At 70.1% G+C, this 15,274-nt stretch carries 14 protein-coding genes and 1 pseudogene; 6 read left to right on the forward strand and 9 right to left on the reverse strand.

Annotated features, from left to right (window positions below; genetic code table 11):
• The first annotated feature begins 129 nt into the window (after positions 1-129).
• Positions 130-366: a DUF6458 family protein gene (locus tag ACZ9QC_RS20790; RefSeq protein WP_215457022.1), complete on the forward strand. Its 237-nt coding sequence runs from the start codon at positions 130-132 to the stop codon at positions 364-366.
• Between the two features lie 119 nt (positions 367-485).
• Here the strand turns inward: ACZ9QC_RS20790 and ACZ9QC_RS20795 are convergent.
• Positions 486-707: pseudogene (locus tag ACZ9QC_RS20795) on the reverse strand (alkyl hydroperoxide reductase); the annotation flags it as partial.
• Positions 708-868: 161 nt separating this feature from the next.
• The gene (locus tag ACZ9QC_RS20800) at positions 869-1,030 is read right to left on the reverse strand and encodes a hypothetical protein (RefSeq protein WP_472921514.1); all 162 of its coding nucleotides are present in this window, start codon (positions 1,028-1,030) and stop codon (positions 869-871) included.
• A gap of 185 nt (positions 1,031-1,215) precedes the next feature.
• Between ACZ9QC_RS20800 and ACZ9QC_RS20805 the strand changes: the two genes are divergently transcribed.
• Positions 1,216-1,710 (forward strand): LURP-one-related/scramblase family protein, encoded by a 495-nt coding sequence (locus tag ACZ9QC_RS20805; RefSeq protein WP_472921515.1) that lies wholly within the window; start codon positions 1,216-1,218, stop codon positions 1,708-1,710.
• Positions 1,711-1,794: 84 nt separating this feature from the next.
• Here ACZ9QC_RS20805 and ACZ9QC_RS20810 read toward each other — a convergent pair whose 3' ends face one another.
• Positions 1,795-2,589: a carbon-nitrogen family hydrolase gene (locus ACZ9QC_RS20810; RefSeq protein WP_472921516.1), complete on the reverse strand. Its 795-nt coding sequence runs from the start codon at positions 2,587-2,589 to the stop codon at positions 1,795-1,797.
• A 233-nt stretch (positions 2,590-2,822) separates the two neighbouring features.
• Between ACZ9QC_RS20810 and ACZ9QC_RS20815 the strand changes: the two genes are divergently transcribed.
• Positions 2,823-3,647, forward strand: a complete 825-nt coding sequence (locus ACZ9QC_RS20815; RefSeq protein ID WP_316727125.1) for a maleylpyruvate isomerase family mycothiol-dependent enzyme — start codon at positions 2,823-2,825, stop codon at positions 3,645-3,647.
• An 89-nt stretch (positions 3,648-3,736) separates the two neighbouring features.
• Here the strand turns inward: ACZ9QC_RS20815 and ACZ9QC_RS20820 are convergent, their stop codons facing one another.
• Together ACZ9QC_RS20820 and ACZ9QC_RS20825 are read right to left on the reverse strand one after the other, a co-directional pair.
• Entirely contained in the window at positions 3,737-5,053 is a 1,317-nt protein-coding gene (locus ACZ9QC_RS20820) for an MFS transporter (RefSeq protein WP_472921517.1), read from the reverse strand.
• Positions 5,050-5,733, reverse strand: a complete 684-nt coding sequence (locus tag ACZ9QC_RS20825) for a GntR family transcriptional regulator (protein ID WP_472921518.1) — start codon at positions 5,731-5,733, stop codon at positions 5,050-5,052. The genes ACZ9QC_RS20820 and ACZ9QC_RS20825 overlap by 4 nt, the downstream gene beginning before the upstream one ends.
• 321 nt (positions 5,734-6,054) lie before the next feature.
• Between ACZ9QC_RS20825 and ACZ9QC_RS20830 the strand changes: the two genes are divergently transcribed.
• Positions 6,055-6,903: a D-alanyl-D-alanine carboxypeptidase family protein gene (locus tag ACZ9QC_RS20830; protein ID WP_472921519.1), complete on the forward strand. Its 849-nt coding sequence runs from the start codon at positions 6,055-6,057 to the stop codon at positions 6,901-6,903.
• A 172-nt stretch (positions 6,904-7,075) separates the two neighbouring features.
• Complete coding sequence (locus tag ACZ9QC_RS20835) at positions 7,076-8,047, forward strand: BRO-N domain-containing protein (protein WP_472921520.1); 972 nt, start codon at positions 7,076-7,078, stop codon at positions 8,045-8,047.
• Between the two features lie 118 nt (positions 8,048-8,165).
• Here ACZ9QC_RS20835 and ACZ9QC_RS20840 read toward each other — a convergent pair whose 3' ends face one another.
• The 3 genes from ACZ9QC_RS20840 to pdhA are packed head-to-tail and all read right to left on the reverse strand — an operon-like array spanning position 8,166 to position 11,913.
• Positions 8,166-9,653, reverse strand: a complete 1,488-nt coding sequence (locus ACZ9QC_RS20840) for a dihydrolipoamide acetyltransferase family protein (protein ID WP_472921521.1) — start codon at positions 9,651-9,653, stop codon at positions 8,166-8,168.
• A gap of 11 nt (positions 9,654-9,664) precedes the next feature.
• Positions 9,665-10,693, reverse strand: coding sequence for an alpha-ketoacid dehydrogenase subunit beta (locus ACZ9QC_RS20845; RefSeq protein WP_472921522.1), 1,029 nt, complete (start codon positions 10,691-10,693; stop codon positions 9,665-9,667).
• 2 nt (positions 10,694-10,695) lie between these two features.
• Positions 10,696-11,913, reverse strand: a complete 1,218-nt coding sequence (pdhA, locus tag ACZ9QC_RS20850) for a pyruvate dehydrogenase (acetyl-transferring) E1 component subunit alpha (protein ID WP_472921523.1) — start codon at positions 11,911-11,913, stop codon at positions 10,696-10,698.
• Between the two features lie 550 nt (positions 11,914-12,463).
• Between pdhA and ACZ9QC_RS20855 the strand changes: the two genes are divergently transcribed.
• A complete protein-coding gene (locus ACZ9QC_RS20855) occupies positions 12,464-13,603 on the forward strand; it encodes a phosphotransferase (RefSeq protein WP_472921524.1) in 1,140 nt (379 codons plus the stop codon).
• 75 nt (positions 13,604-13,678) lie between these two features.
• Here the strand turns inward: ACZ9QC_RS20855 and ACZ9QC_RS20860 are convergent, their stop codons facing one another.
• Entirely contained in the window at positions 13,679-15,253 is a 1,575-nt protein-coding gene (locus ACZ9QC_RS20860) for a protein kinase domain-containing protein (RefSeq protein ID WP_472921525.1), read from the reverse strand.
• Positions 15,254-15,274: the final 21 nt, after the last annotated feature.

Here is a 15,274-nt window from a genome sequence, read left to right on the forward strand (position 1 = left end):
GCGGCCGTGCACCCCGTCCCGCCCTCAACGCCTGTTAATGACCGGCCTGTCCGGGTACCCGATGTCGACCGGTAGGACCGAACGACCGGAACGACCGGCCGACCCAACCGGACACAGGGAGGAACACTCATGGGCCTGGGCGGGTGCATCATTCTGATCGCGGTGGGGGCCATCCTCACGTTCGCCACCGACTGGGACATGCAAGGGGTCAACCTCGACCTGGTCGGCATCATCTTCATGATCGTCGGACTCATCGGAGTCGCGACGTTCAGCAGTATCGCCAGGCGGAGGCGGGTGGTGGTGCCCCCCACCACCCCGGTCGTGGACGAGACCGGCCAGCAGCGGGGCGGCTACCAGGGCTACTAGGCCGGACAACGGCCTGGGCCGGCCCTGGCTGGTCCGGCCCTGGTCCGGGCCTTTCGGTCCGGGCCTGGGCCGCTCATGGTCGGGGCGCTCCTGGTCGGGGCCCACGCCCCGTCGCCCTCGTCCATCCCCGTCGGCACCAGCGGCAGCCGGTCCGTCCCACCCTCCGTGCGCCGGACCGGCACGCCCCGGTCCTGCTGGTGGACGTGGCAGGCCGGGTGGGCGTGGGAGGGGTCGTCGTCGCAGGAGGCGGCCATCGCCGAGACGTGGAACACGCCCTCGGATATGGACGGGTCGAGTTCGAGCTCGTGGGACAGGGCCGTGCCCGCGCCCTCGCCCCGCAGCTCGGGCCGCCAGCCCCGCACCGCGTACTGCTTCCAGGTGGCGAGCTCCGGATCGTGGAGCATCGGGTGCTTGTGCTGATCCAGTCACTCTTGCCCGCGAGCTCGGGGGCGCGAACGCGGGCCCGCTTGGTCATCTGTCAAACCAATCACACTGAGGGGAATCAGCCTGGCGCGTTGTCCTGCTTCCAGACGGTGTGCAGGCGTTTCGCGGCATCGAACCGATACCCCCGCCCCTCCGCCTTCGTGCCCCAGATCCGATCGACCGCCGCGGACAGCAGGGCTCGCCGTTGCGGCACGTCACTCTGCTGCCGGGCCGTGGTCACAACGGGGTTCCTCGCCAGGAACGCGCACACCACTGCCTCCTCGACACGGACAGCCATGGCTCGCGCACCCGGACAGATATGCCCCAACCTCGGTAGCCCTTCACCCGCCTTCGCCGGGAAACCAGCCTGAGCCCTTCGGGCTACAGACGACGTTTCGGAGCGGGTCCGGGGGAACGTCTGCACGCATGAGATTCCTCGTACGCGACCGGATCCTCGGCATCGGTGACGACTACTGGATCGAGGACGAGCACGGCCGGAAGGCCTTCCTCGTCGACGGCAAGGCCATGCGGCTGCGGGACACCTTCGAGCTGAAGGACACCCGGGGGGAGGTGTTGATCGACATCCGCCGCAAGATGTTCGCGCTGCGCGACACGATGGTCGTCGAACGCGGTGGCGAGCCGCTCGCCACCGTCCGCCGCAAGCGCCTCTCCCTCCTGCGCAACCACTACCGGGTCATCCTGGCGGACGGCACCGAACTCGACGTCAGCGGCAAGATCCTGGACCGTGAGTTCGCCATCGAGTACGAGGGCGAACTCCTCGCGCTCATCTCCCGCAGATGGCTGCACGTCCGCGAGACCTACGGCCTCGACGTCGTACGCGACGACGCGGACCCGGCCCTGCTGATCGCCGTGACGGTGTGCGTGATCAACCTGGCGGAGCGGGAACGGGACGACGACTGAGGGAACACACGTGGCGAAAGCGCACGCCGCCAAGGCTCAGCGCCGCGAAAGCTCGGCGGAGTCGAAGCCCGGCAGGCACGAAGCTCAGCGGCGCGGTGGTTCCAGTCCCAGCAGGCGGTCCTTCAGTGCCGGGAACTGCTCACGCGTCGTCGCGACCCTCGTCGGGTCGAGGTCGACCGTGAGGACCTCCTCGCCGGGGCCCGCCTCCGCCAGGACCTCGCCCCAGGGGTCGACCACGATCGAGTGACCGGCCTGGGGAACTCCCGCGTGCGTACCGGCCGTTCCGCAGGCGAGGACGTAGGCCTGGTTCTCCACGGCCCGGGCCTGCGCCAGCAGCGTCCAGTGGGAGCGGCGGCGCTCCGGCCAGCCCGCCGACAGCACGAACATCTCGGCGCCCGCGTCGACGAGCCCCCGGAACAGCTCGGGGAACCGCAGGTCGTAGCAGGTGGCGATGCCGATGGTGGTGTCCGGGACGCGGAGCGTCACCAGCTCCGCGCCGGCGCCCATCAGCACGGCCTCGCCCTTGTCGAAGCCGAAGCGGTGGATCTTGCGGTAGGAGGCGGCGAGGTCGCCGGACGGTGAGAAGACGAGGGAGGTGTTGTAGAGGGTTCCGTCCGGGGCCCGCTCCGGGATCGAGCCCGCGTGCAGCCAGACGCCCGTGTCGCTCGCCGCCTTGGCCATCGCCTCGTACGTCGGCCCTTCCAGCGGTTCGGCCGCCGAGGAGAAGGATTCGAACGCGAACGCGCCGGTGGTCCAGAGCTCCGGGAGGACGACGAGATCGGCGCCTGCCTGGTCCCGTACCCGCGAGGCCACCCGGCGCCTGCGCGAATCGACCGATTCGTCCTCGTCTACGCCGATCTGGATGAGCGAGGCGCGCACAGTACCACCGTCCTGGCATTCGAGCCGTCCATACCGGCCTACGATCGTCACACGAAAGCACTGCCGGGGTGCCTCAGAGCAGCGTAACTTAACGTTTCACAGCACCCACTGACAGCCGCCGACGACCTACTCCACGCCGTCAACGCCGACGCCCCCACTGAAGACCACCACCCACGTAGCCGACACGTACCGACCGTACTGACACGTACCGACCGCCCGAGGGGTCCCGTTCCGTGAGTCTGCATCCCACTCTTCAGCCCTACGCCGACGCCTGGACCCACTCCGTGGACGCGATATCCGAGCTGGTGTCGCCGCTCGTGGAGGGCGAGTGGAACCGCCGGACGCCATGCCCGGGGTGGTCGGTGCGCGATGTGGTCTCCCATGTCATCGGCCTGGACTGCGAGATGCTCGGCGACCCCCGGCCGATCCACACCCTGCCGCGCGATCTGTACCACGTACGGACCGAGCACCAGCGGTACATGGAGATGCAGGTCGACGCCCGCCGTCACCACACCGCGCCGGAGATGACCTCCGAGCTGGAGTACACGATCATCCGGCGCAACCGCCAGCTGCGGAACGAGTCCCGGGACCCGGGTCACAAGGTGCGGGGCCCGCTCGGCACCGAGCTGACCCTCGAACAGGCCATGCGCAACCGCGCCTTCGACGTCTGGGTCCACGAGCAGGACCTGCGCGCCGCGCTGGGCCAGCCCGGGAACCTGGACTCGCCGGGCGCGCTCGTCGTCCGTGACGAGCTGCTGTCCGTGCTGCCGAAGGTGGTCGCGGAGGACGCCCAGGCGCCGCGCAGTTCGGCCGTCGTCTTCGACGTGCATGGCCCGGTGGAGTTCATCCGTACCGTCCGGGTGGACATCCAGGGCCGCGGCACGCTGGAGACGGCTCCCGCCCTCGGCCCCGCCGCCACCCTCACACTCGACTGGGAGACCTACGTCCGTCTCGCCTGCGGCCGCGTCACCGCCGATCTCGTCGCCGACCGCATCAAGGCGGAGGGTGACCCCCACCTGATCGCGGCGATCCTGCACGCGTTCGCGGTGACCGTGTAGCGGCCGGGTGACCTGGTAGCGGCCGGTTCTGCGGGGCCGCCGGCTCGCGGGGCCGCCGAAGCGCCGCCCCTCACACCGGCGCCCCGGCCCTACGCCGGTACGTGCACCGTCTCCACCCGGCTCGCCACCAGACGTTCCCGCTCGCGGCGGGCCGCGCGGCCGCGCAGGCGGAGGATCTGACTCAGGCCCAGCGCCTGGAGGACGAACACGGCGGAGAAGGCGATGCCGTAGTCGTCGTCGGTCAGGTCCAGGAGGACGCCGACCGCGAACAGGGTCGTCATGGAGGCGACGAAACCACCCATGTTGGTGATCCCGGAGGCGGTGCCCTGACGCTCCGGCGGGTTCGCCGGGCGGGCGAAGTCGAAGCCGAGCATCGAGGCGGGGCCGCAGGCGCCGAGGACCGCGCAGAGCACGATCAGGAGCCACATCGGGGCGTGCTCGCCGGGGTGGACGAGCGTGGCCGCCCACACCACCGCCGTCGCGAGGACGGTGCCGAGCGCCAGCGGCAGCCGCGCGGCGTGGTGCCGGGCGACGATCTGGCCGTACACCAGTCCGACCACCATGTTGGACAGGACCACGAGGGTGAGCAGTTCACCGGCGGTGCCCCGGCTGAGCCCCTGCGCCTGGACCAGGAACGGCATCCCCCACAGCAGCAGGAACACCATCGCCGGGAACTGGGTGGTGAAGTGCACCCACAACCCGAGCCGGGTGCCGGGCTCCCGCCAGGACGCCGCGATCTGCCGCCGCACGTACGCGGCACCGTGGTGCGGGAACGGCTCCGGCTCGTGCCCGTCCGGGTGGTCCTTCAGGAACAGCAGGGTGAGGGCCAGTACGACCAGACCGGCGACCGAGCTGCCCGCGAACGCCACCGTCCAGCCCACCCCGTGCAGCAGCCGGGCCAGCAGCAGCGTCGAGACCAGGTTGCCCGCCATGCCGACCAGGCCCGCCATCTGCGCGACCAGCGGCCCGCGTCGGGCCGGGAACCACCGGCTGCCCAGCCGCAGCACACTGATGAACGTCATCGCGTCGCCGCAGCCCAGCAGCGCCCGCGACGCCAGCGCCATGCCGTACGACGGCGACAGCGCGAAGCCGACCTGGCCGGCCGTGAACAGCAGGATGCCCAGGGTCAGCACCTTCTTGGTGCCGAGCCGGTCGACCAGCAGGCCGACGGGTATCTGCATGCCGGCGTAGACCAGCAGCTGGAGGATCGAGAACGTGGACAGGGCGGAAGCGCCCACATGGAAGCGCTCGGCGGCGTCGAGGCCGGCCACGCCCAACGACGTACGGAAGATGACGGCGACGAAGTAGACGGAGACGCCCACGCCCCAGACGGCGAGGGCGCGACGGCCGCCGGGCGGGTCCCCGGGCAGGGACCCGGCGGACGACGATATGACGGGGCGAGTCAACGGACCTCCCCTCGCGCCAGGTTGGAGAACCAGCTGACGTGGCGGTGCACGATCTCCACGGCCGCCTCCGCGTCGCCCGTGCGCAGCGCCTGGAGGATCTCCTCGTGCTCGGTGAGCGTCTTGGTGATGCGGTCCGGGTGGGCGTGCATCACGGCGACGCCCATCCGCAGCTGCCGGTCGCGGAGTTGGTCGTAGAGGCGGGAGAGGATCTCGTTCCCGCCGCTGCGGACGATCTCGGCGTGGAAACAGCGGTCGGTCACCGCGGCGCCCGCCAGGTCCCCGGCGGCGGCCTGCGCCTTCTGCTGCTCCAGCAGGCTCTCCAGCCGCTCGATCAGCTGCGGCGAGGCCGGGGCCGTCTTGCGGACCGCGTGCTCCTCGACCAGCTGCCGGGTCTCCACGACGTCCGCGATCTCCTGCGCGGACACGGGCAGCACCAGGGCGCCCTTCTTCGGGTAGAGCTTGATCAGCCCTTCGACCTGCAGCCGCAGCAGCGCTTCCCGAACCGGCGTCCGCGACACGCCGACCGCCTCCGCGAGCTCGCCCTCGGTGAGCAGGGTGCCGCCCTCGTAGCGGCGCTCCAGAACACCCTGTTTGACATGGGCGTAGACACGGTCGGCGGCGGGAGGCTGCTTCACGGCGGGAACGGCGAGGGCGGAGACGGGAGCTGGGGCGGAGGGCATGTCCACAGCATAGATACAACACGTACGCATTGCCGCCCTCGTCCACGATCCGGGACGGCACGCCCACCGCGAAACCGGCCCCGAACCCGCCTCGCACCCACCCTGAACCCGCCGAAGAACTGTGAGATGGACGCGAATTGACCCCCGCCCCACCCAGGGCACAACCTTTTGTGCTACTCACTTGTCACATGAGAAGCGGCACTGCTTGCCCGAAACCGGAGCACAAGTGGCCGCGCTCCACAGACATTTGACGCAATCGGGGTACTTGACTTGATTACCGCCATAAAGGGCGCACGTGTCCGCAGAGCCGCTGCAGTCGTCGTGACCACCGGTGCGATGATCGCGACCGGAGTCGTCACCTCCGCTCCCGCGCAGGCGGCTCCCGCGAAGCCGACGATCACCGCCAAGGGCGGGTTCGTGATGAACGCCGCCAACGGCAAGACGCTCTTCACCAAGGCCGCCGACACCAAGAGGCTCACCGCCTCCACCACGAAGGCCATGACGGCCAAGGTCGTGCTGTCGCAGTCGAATCTGAACCTCGACGCCAAGGTCACCATCAAGAAGGAGTACAGCGACTACATCGTCAAGAACGGCGCCTCGTCGGCCAACCTGATCGTCGGCGACAAGGTCACCGTCCGTCAGCTGCTCTACGGGATGATGCTGAAGTCCGGCTGCGAGGCCGCGATGGCGCTTGCCGACAAGTTCGGCACCGGCTCGACGGTCGCGGCCCGTACCAAGAACTTCATCGCCAAGATGAACTCCACGGCCAAGAGCCTCGGCATGACGAACACGAAGTTCGACTCGTTCGACGGCATCAGCAAGGGTGCGAACGCCTCGACCCCGCGCGACCTCAGCAAGCTCGCGCAGAACGTCATGAAGAACACGACGTTCAAGAAGATCGTGGCGACGAAGGCCTACACGGCCAAGACCATCACCAAGACCGGCAGCACCCGCACCATGGCGACATGGAACAACACGAACGACCTGCTCGGCTGGAAGGGCACGATCGGCGTCAAGACGGGTTCCGGCACCGAGGCCAAGTACTGCCTCATCTTCGCCGCCACCCGTAACGGCAAGACGATCGTGGGCACCGTCCTCACCTCCTCCTCCGCGGCCAACCGCACGGCCGACGTGAAGAAGCTGATGGACTACGGCTTCGCCACTCTCTAGACGAGCGGCCTCTCGGAGGCATGCGAAGGGGGCCACCGCTGACCGCGGTGGTCCCCTTCGCGTTTCCCGCGCAAGCCGATCAGGCTTCTTTACCTCGCAATAGTGAACATGGCTAACCCAGCTGGCATATTCGATTTCCACCTCCGTACGTTCCACAGCGGAGGTGGTTCAGATGATCGAACCCAGCAAGCACCAGCCCGACCCCCGCATGCGGAAGGAGGACGCCCTCGACGTCGGCGACTTCGTCTACGCGGCAACCGGAGCCCGCGTCCGCCGACTGACCATGCCGGACGGGACGCATTGGTTCCCAGCGGTGGATGTCTGCAAGCAGTTGGGGCACACCAACACGCAGAAGGCGCTCTCCGACCATGTGCCGGAGAATCATCGAGAGATTCTCGAGACCCTAACTGGAGGTTACGGTCTCGGCGTTCCCGCAGGTAGAGAGTGGCGTCGAGACCTGAATCTCATCGATCTCCAAGGCCTGATCCTGCTCGTCAGCGCCTGCACCAAGCCAGAGTGCGCACCCTTCAAACGATGGGTCGCCGAAGTGATCGAGACCGTTCAGCGCGAAGGCTCCTACACCTTGGAGGAGGCCGAGGTGCAGCCCGCCGATCCGGCGGCCCCCGTCGCGTACGCCATGCCCGAGCAGGTCGCGGAAGCCATCGTCCGCCTGGAGGAGCGCAACCTCCACGCCGACGAGCAACTCGCGCAGGCACAGCACAGGTCGATCGCCCTGCAGGAGCACATGGTGGAGTTGCAGAGCGCAACCCTCGCCGCCCAGCAGGCCATCGCCCAGGCCATGGAACGCATCGCCGACCGGCTCGACGCCCTCGCCCTCACGCTCGCCCGACCGACGCCGGACACCACCGCGCGCTCAACGCGCCCCACCACGGAGACGGTCCTGGCCGACTGGCGCGAGCGGCTGTCCGTGACGGCGGACGTGTGGACGGTGGCCGTCGTGATCGCCCCGGTCCTCGTCGAGGAGGGCGAGTTGCGGCAGCCGCTGGACGCCATCGCGGCCCGTACGGGCCTGTCGGTGCACCGCGTCAACGAATGCCTCCGGCTGCTGCGCAAGCACGCGTGTATCCATCCCGTGGGCGCGGCGGAGGACGGGGCGCCGGTGTATGTGCTCAGCCGTCGCTGACGGCAACGTCTGACCAGGGCTGACAGAGAATGAAAAAGAAAGAATGAAAGAGAAGGGGCCGGTCGCAAGACGAAGTTGCGGCCGACCCCTTCTGCATGACCCTACCCAGTCACCGGACTCACGCCCAAGTGATCAACCTCTTCGGCTGTTCCAGGATCGCCGCCACGTCCGCCAGCACCTTCGAGCCCAGCTCCCCGTCCACCAGACGGTGGTCGAAGCTCAGGGCCAGGGTCGTCACCTGGCGGGGCTTCACCTTGCCCTTGTGGACCCAGGGCTGGAGACGGATCGCGCCGACCGCGAGGATCGCGGACTCGCCCGGGTTCAGGATGGGCGTGCCGGTGTCGATGCCGAAGACGCCGACGTTGGTGATGGTGACCGTGCCGCCCTGCATGGCGGCCGGGGAGGTCCGGCCCTCCTTGGCCGTCGAGACCAGCTCGCTCAGCGACTGCGCCAGCTCCGGCAGCGCCTTGGCGTGCGCGTCCTTGATGTTCGGGACGATCAGACCGCGGGGGGTGGCCGCGGCGATGCCGAGGTTGACGTAGTGCTTGACCACGATCTCCTGGGCGGCCTCGTCCCAGGTGGCGTTGATGTCCGGGTTGCGCCGGATCGCGACCAGCAGGGCCTTGGCGATCAGCAGCAGCGGGTTGACCCGCAGGCCCGCCATCTCCTTGTCCTGCTTCAGCTCCTCGACCAGTTTCATCGTCCGCGTCACGTCCACGGTCACGAACTCCGTGACGTGCGGGGCGGTGAAGGCCGAGCCGACCATCGCCGCGGCCGTCGCCTTCCGGACACCCTTGACCGGAACACGGGTCTCCCGCACGCCGTCGTACGAGGCCACCGGGGCCGGGGTCCCGACGGGAGCGGCGGACGGGGCTGGTGCGACGGGGGCCGGGGTCGCCGCCACGGGCTCGGGAGCCTTCGGCGGGGCCACGGCCGCGTGGACGTCCTCGCGGGTGATGATGCCGTCCGGGCCGGACGGGGTGATCGTCGCCAGGTCCACCCCGAGGTCCTTGGCTAGCTTGCGGACCGGCGGCTTGGCCAGCGGACGCGCGACGGTGACCCCGTGCTGTCCGTGTCCGTTGAGGTCGCCCTGGATGCCCTGGAGGGCCGAGGCGCCGTACAGCGTGTCCTCGGCGGGCGCGGCGGCGGCCGGGACGCCCTTGCGGGGGCGTCGCTTCGTGGAGGACTCGGCGACGCCGTAGCCGACGAGGACCGGCTTGCGGCCCTCGGGCTTCTTGGCCGCCGGCGCCGCCACGGGCTTGGCCGCGGGCTTCGGTTCGGCCGCGGGCTCGGCGGCCGCGGGCCGGGCGGGCGCGGCTTCGTCGGCGCCGGCCGGGGCCGCACCGCCCGCCACGTCCACCGCGATGATCGACGTGCCGACGTCGACCGTGGTGCCCTCGGGGAAGTGCAGGGCGCGTACGACACCGTCGTACGGGATGGGCAGTTCGACGGCGGCCTTGGCCGTCTCGACCTCGCAGACGATCTGGCCGTCGGTGACGGTGTCACCGGGCTGGACGTACCACTTGAGGATCTCGGCCTCGGTGAGTCCCTCGCCCACGTCGGGCATCTTGAACTCGCGCGGAGACGTGTCTGTCATCGTCGTCACGGACCTCTCCCTCAGTACGCCAGCGAGCGGTCGACGGCGTCGAGCACCCGGTCCAGGTTCGGCAGGTACTCCTCCTCCAGCCGGGCCGGCGGATACGGGGAGTGGTACCCACCGACGCGCAGGACCGGAGCCTCCAGGTGGTAGAAGCACCGCTCGGTGATGCGGGCGGCGATCTCCGCGCCCGAACCGAAGAAGACCGGGGCCTCGTGGACCACGATCAGGCGGCGCGTCCGCTCCACGGAGGCCTGGATGGAGTCGAAGTCCAGCGGGGAGACCGACCGCAGGTCCAGGACCTCCAGGGCCCTGCCCTCCTCGGCGGCGGCGTCGGCGACCTCCTGGCAGAGCTTCACCATCGGGCCGTACGCGGCGAGCGTGAGGTCGGTGCCCTCGCGGACCACCCGGGCCTTGTGCAGCGGGCCGGGGATCGCCTCGGGGTTGACCTCGGCCTTGTCCCAGTAGCGCCGCTTCGGCTCGAAGAAGATCACCGGGTCGTCGCTCTGGATGGCCTGCTGCATCATCCAGTAGGCGTCGGACGCGTTCGACGGCGAGACCACCTTCAGGCCCGCCACGTGCGCGAACAGTGCCTCCGGGGACTCGGAGTGGTGCTCGACGGCGCCGATGCCGCCGCCGTAGGGGATACGGACGACGACGGGGAGCTTGACCTTGCCCAGCGAGCGCGCGTGCATCTTGGCCAGCTGGGTGACGATCTGGTCGTACGCGGGGAAGACGAAGCCGTCGAACTGGATCTCCACCACCGGGCGGTAGCCCCTGAGGGCCAGGCCGATGGCGGTGCCGACGATGCCGGACTCGGCGAGCGGGGTGTCGATCACCCGGTCCTCACCGAAGTCCTTCTGGAGGCCGTCGGTCACCCGGAACACACCGCCGAGCTTGCCGACGTCCTCGCCCATGACGAGGACCTTGGGGTCGGCTTCGAGGGCCCTGCGCAGCGATTCGTTGATCGCCTTGGCGATCGCCATGTTCTTCACAGCGGATTGCCCGGCGGTCTGCCCTGCCGCCTGCGCGGCTGTCTGCGTGCTCATCGCTACTTGCCCTCCTCTTCGTCCACATCGGCGAACGACGCCTGGTACGCCGCGAACTGGGCGCGCTCCTCGTCCACGAGCGCGTGGCCGTCCGCGTACGCGTTCTCGAAGATGGCGAAGTGGTCCGGGTCGGGCATGGCACGCACCACTTCGCGCACTCGCCTTCCCAACGCCTCGCTCTCCGCTTCGAGTTCCGCGAAGAATCCCTCGTTCGTGTCCGTTTCGGACTCGAGGTAGCTGCGCAGACGCGCGATCGGGTCCTTGGCCTCCCAGGCCACCCGCTCGTCGTCGTGGCGGTAGCGGGTGGGGTCGTCGGAGGTGGTGTGGGCGCCCATGCGGTAGGTGTACGCCTCGACCAGGGTGGGGCCCTCGCCCCGGCGGGCGCGCTCCAGCGCCCACTTGGTGACGGCGAGGCAGCCGAGGACGTCGTTGCCGTCGACGCGGACGCCCGGGAAGCCGAAGCCCTGGGCGCGCTGGTACAGCGGGACGCGGGTCTGCTTCTCCGTGGGCTCCGAGATGGCCCACTGGTTGTTCTGGCAGAAGAACACGACCGGCGCGTTGTAGACCGCGGAGAAGGTGAAGGCCTCGGCGACGTCGCCCTGGCTGGAGGCGCCGTCACCGAAGTAGGCGATGACCGCCGAGTCGGCGCCGTCCTTGGCGACGCCCATGGCGTAGCCGGTGGCGTGCAGCGTCTGGGAGCCGATGACGATCGTGTAGAGGTGGAAGTTGTTGCTGTTCGGGTCCCAGCCGCCGTTGTTCACGCCGCGGAACATGCCGAGCAGATTGGTCGGGTCGACGCCGCGGCACCAGGCGACGCCGTGCTCTCGGTAGGTCGGGAAGACGTAGTCGTCCGCGCGGGTGGCCCGCCCGGAGCCGATCTGGGCGGCCTCCTGGCCGAGCAGCGAGGCCCACAGGCCCAGCTCGCCCTGGCGCTGCAGGGAGGTGGCCTCGGCGTCGAAGCGACGGGTCAGCACCATGTCGCGGTACAGGCCGCGCAGCTCGTCGGCGGTGATGTCCGCGACGAACGGGTCGTACTCGGCATTCTTGACGCGCTTGCCCTCGGGCGTCAGCAGCTGGACGAGTTCGGGCTGGGCGTCGGTCGGCTTCTTCGCAGTGGCGCGCCTGGTGCCGGTGGTGCCGGCCGCCTTGCTGCCGGTGGTGCCGGTCTTGCCTGCGGCGCTGCGTCGCGGCTTGCGCGCGGCAGTGCTCTCCACGGTCACGTGTGCTCCTCCGTCGGTCCGGCCCCCGGGGTTGCCGGGTGACCAGTGCGGCTCGCCTGATCCCGGTGCCCGTGCACGGGGTGGGTGCCCTTGGCCGGGAACAGACGTGACAGGTGCCCCGGCGAGCGCCCTGCACGAGGCACGTTACCCAGTGCGCCACATTCCTGTGAAACCCCTACTGACCTGCGATTTTCCTTGGATTTCCAAGTAATTCGGTACTAGGGGGTCCAAGTAGTTCGCGTCTGTCGGGAACAGCTGCTGGTCACAGCACTGGCTACAGCCTGGCAGGGGGGCCGGAACACCGGCACGTTATCCCGGCCACCCCGGCCACGGGAAGAGTTCGCCGGGGGCGGGCCGCGAGATCGGTGGCGCAAGTTGCTCCATCCGTGAAGCGGGTGGGAGTGCCCCGCTCCGCCCCGGCGCGGCGTCCGCCCGGCCCGTATGTCTGCGCGTCGAGTCGTAGTTCGGATCTATGCACTCGGTGATCGGTAACGACTGTGTGTGACAAGCATGAGGTCAGCGGCGTGGCGCGTGCCCTAACATCTGGCGCGTGCCGCGCTCATCTGTACCACCCCCTGTGCTCCACGCGCCCCCTCTGGGCCCCCTGCTGGAGCAGTACGCCGCCGGTTCCGTGCTGGCCTGTGAACCCGTGGACGAGGGACTTCTCAATCGCGGCTACCGGCTCCGCACCACCCGCGGCCGGTACTTCCTCAAGCACCACTTCGACCCCGAGACCGCCCACCCGGCCGCGATCCTGCGCCAGCACCGGGCCACCCAGTGCCTCGCCGACCTGGGCGTTCCCGTCGCCCCACCGCTGACCGGACGGGACGGGGGCACGGTGGCGATCGTCGCCGGCCACGCCTACGCCCTGCACCCGTGGATCGAGGGGCGCCACCGGCACGGCGGCCAGCTCACTCCGGGGCAGTGCGCCCGCCTGGGGGCGCTGCTGGGGGTCGTGCACGCCTCCTTGGACCGGGTGATGCCGACGCCGGAGGAGCCGGACGCGTCCGTGAAGGAGCCGGTCTCACCCGCGCGGAAGCGGCTGATCCCGGCGCAGCGGCGGACGGGGGAGACCCGCCGGCCTCGAAGGGGTGCCGGGGCGGCCGTCGGGGCCGAGAGCGCCGATCCGGCGCAGACCTTCGCCCTCATCGACGATCTGCTCGACCGGGTGCGCCGCTACCGCCCGGCCGACCCCTTCGACGCGCTCGCCCGGCACCGGCTGCTGGAGCGGCGGCGCCTGCTGGAACGGCACGCGGACCGGCGGCCGCCCAGGGGCGGCCCGGTGGGGTGGGTGCACGGCGACTTCCACCCCTACAACGTGCTCTACCGGGACGACGTCCCCGAGGTGCCGGCCGCGATCCTCGACTGGGACCGGCTGGGTGTGCAGCCGCGTGCGGAGGAGGCGGTCCGGGCGGCGGTGATCTTCTTCGTACGTCCCGTCGGTGCCCTCGACCTGGCGAAGGTGCGCTCCTACGCGCGCGCGTACCGGCGCTCCGCGGGCGCCGCCCCGGCCGAGCTCGCGGCGGCCGTGCACCGTGTGTGGTGGGAGCGGCTCAACGACTTCTGGATGCTGCGCTGGCACTACGAACGCGGTGACACCCGCGCCGACCCGCAGTTCCCGGCGGCCTCGGCGCTGGTGGTGTGGTGGACACGGGAGTACGACGCGGTGCGCGAGGCGTTCGTGGAGTGAGCCGACGCGCCGCGCGCTGCACGACGAAGGGGTGCGCCGGGCGGGTTCCGCCCCGGCGCACCCCCTCCAGCGTGGTCAGCCCTCTTCGCCGCCGATGCCGCCCGGCAGCCCGCCCGCGTCGCCGCCGCCACTGCTGTCGTCGGTCGGCTCGTCGGTCGGCTCGTCCGTCGGCTCGTCGGTGGTCGGCTCCTCCGACGTGGGCTCCTCGGACGTCGGTTCCTCCGACGGCTCACTCCGCGTCGGCGACGGGGTGGAACTCGGCTGCTGCGTGTACGACGGCGTGTAACCGCCGCCGTTGTTCGAGTCGGTGGTGTCGTCCGTGGGCTCCTCGGTCGCCTCGTCGGTGGGCGACTCGCTGGCGTCCTTGTCCTTGCTGGACGTCGTGGCCGTCGGGGACTTCGTGGTCTCGTTGCCGCCGCCGCCGGAGTCGCCCTTGTTGTTCAGCGCCAGGGCGACGCCCGCCGCGATGGCGATCACCGCGAGGACGGCGAGGATCCACAGCTTGCCGCGGCCGCTGCCCCGGTTGCCGTTGCCCTCGAAACCGCCGTCGTCCCGGCCTCCGCCGCCGTACCCCGGCAGGATCGGCTGCGGGATCTGCGAGGTGCCCGATTCCCCCGGGTGCGGCATGACCGTCGTACCGGACATACCGCCCGGCGGGGTGTGTCGGCCGTCGTGCATGGCGACGGGCCCGGTGTTCCAGGTGCCGGTGTGGCCGCCCTGGTCGTAGAGCATCTGCAGGCCGTACTGGACGAGGCCGCGCATCTCCTCGGCCGTCTGGAACCGGTCGTCCGGCTCCTTGGCGAGGGAGCGCATGACCAGTCCGTCGAGCTCCGGGGGCGCCGCCCCCTCCGAGGTCTCGGAGGGCGGCACCGGGATGTCCTGGACGTGCTGGTAGACCACCGAAAGGGGGGTCTCGCCGATGAAGGGCGGTCGGAGCGCCAGGAGTTCGTAGAGCAGACAGCCGGTGGCGTACAGGTCGGAGCGGTGGTCGACGGCCTTGCCGAGCGCCTGCTCCGGGGAGAGGTACTGCGGCGTGCCCATGACCATGCCGGTCTGCGTCATCGTCGTGGACGCCCCGTGCAGGGCGCGGGCGATGCCGAAGTCCATCACCTTCACCGCGCCGTTCGTGGTGATGATGACGTTCGCCGGCTTGATGTCACGGTGCACGATGCCGTGCTGGTGCGAGTACGCGAGCGCCTCCAGCACACCGGAGACGATGATCAGCGCCTGCTCGGGGCCGGGGGCCTCGGCGTTGAGCAGCAGGTCCCGGATGGTGCGGCCCTCGACCAGCTCCATGACGATGTACGGCACCGGGGTGCCGTTCACGACATCCTCACCGGAGTCGTAGACCGCCACGATCGAGTGGTGGTTGAGGCCGGCCACGGCCTGTGCCTCGCGCGTGAAGCGGGCCTTGGACACGGGGTCCTCGGCGAGGTCGGAGCGGAGCAGTTTGACCGCGACCGTCCGCCCGAGACGTACGTCCTCGGCCGCGAACACCTCGGCCATACCGCCCCGGCCGAGTCTGTGGGTCATCCGGTACCGACCGTCGCCCACGAGCCCGCCGTTGCCCCACAACTCCGGCGCGTCCGACATGCCGCCGCCAGTCGCCTCGGGGTCGGACGGGCCCTGAGAGCGCTGCTGCTGTGCCATCAGTCCTCGCCGTCGTTTCTG

It is taken from the genome of Streptomyces sp. HUAS MS02 (genome assembly GCF_055702265.1).

Bases quoted from the DNA above. Each gene is read 5' to 3' on its own strand.
- ACZ9QC_RS20790 (WP_215457022.1), top strand. From the start codon at position 130: ATGGGCCTGGGCGGGTGCATCATTCTGATCGCGGTGGGGGCCATCCTC.
- ACZ9QC_RS20805 (WP_472921515.1), top strand. From the start codon at position 1,216: ATGAGATTCCTCGTACGCGACCGGATCCTCGGCATCGGTGACGACTAC.
- ACZ9QC_RS20825 (WP_472921518.1), bottom strand. From the start codon at position 5,733: ATGCCCTCCGCCCCAGCTCCCGTCTCCGCCCTCGCCGTTCCCGCCGTG.
- ACZ9QC_RS20835 (WP_472921520.1), top strand. From the start codon at position 7,076: ATGATCGAACCCAGCAAGCACCAGCCCGACCCCCGCATGCGGAAGGAG.
- ACZ9QC_RS20845 (WP_472921522.1), bottom strand. From the start codon at position 10,693: ATGAGCACGCAGACAGCCGCGCAGGCGGCAGGGCAGACCGCCGGGCAA.
- ACZ9QC_RS20860 (WP_472921525.1), bottom strand. From the start codon at position 15,253: ATGGCACAGCAGCAGCGCTCTCAGGGCCCGTCCGACCCCGAGGCGACT.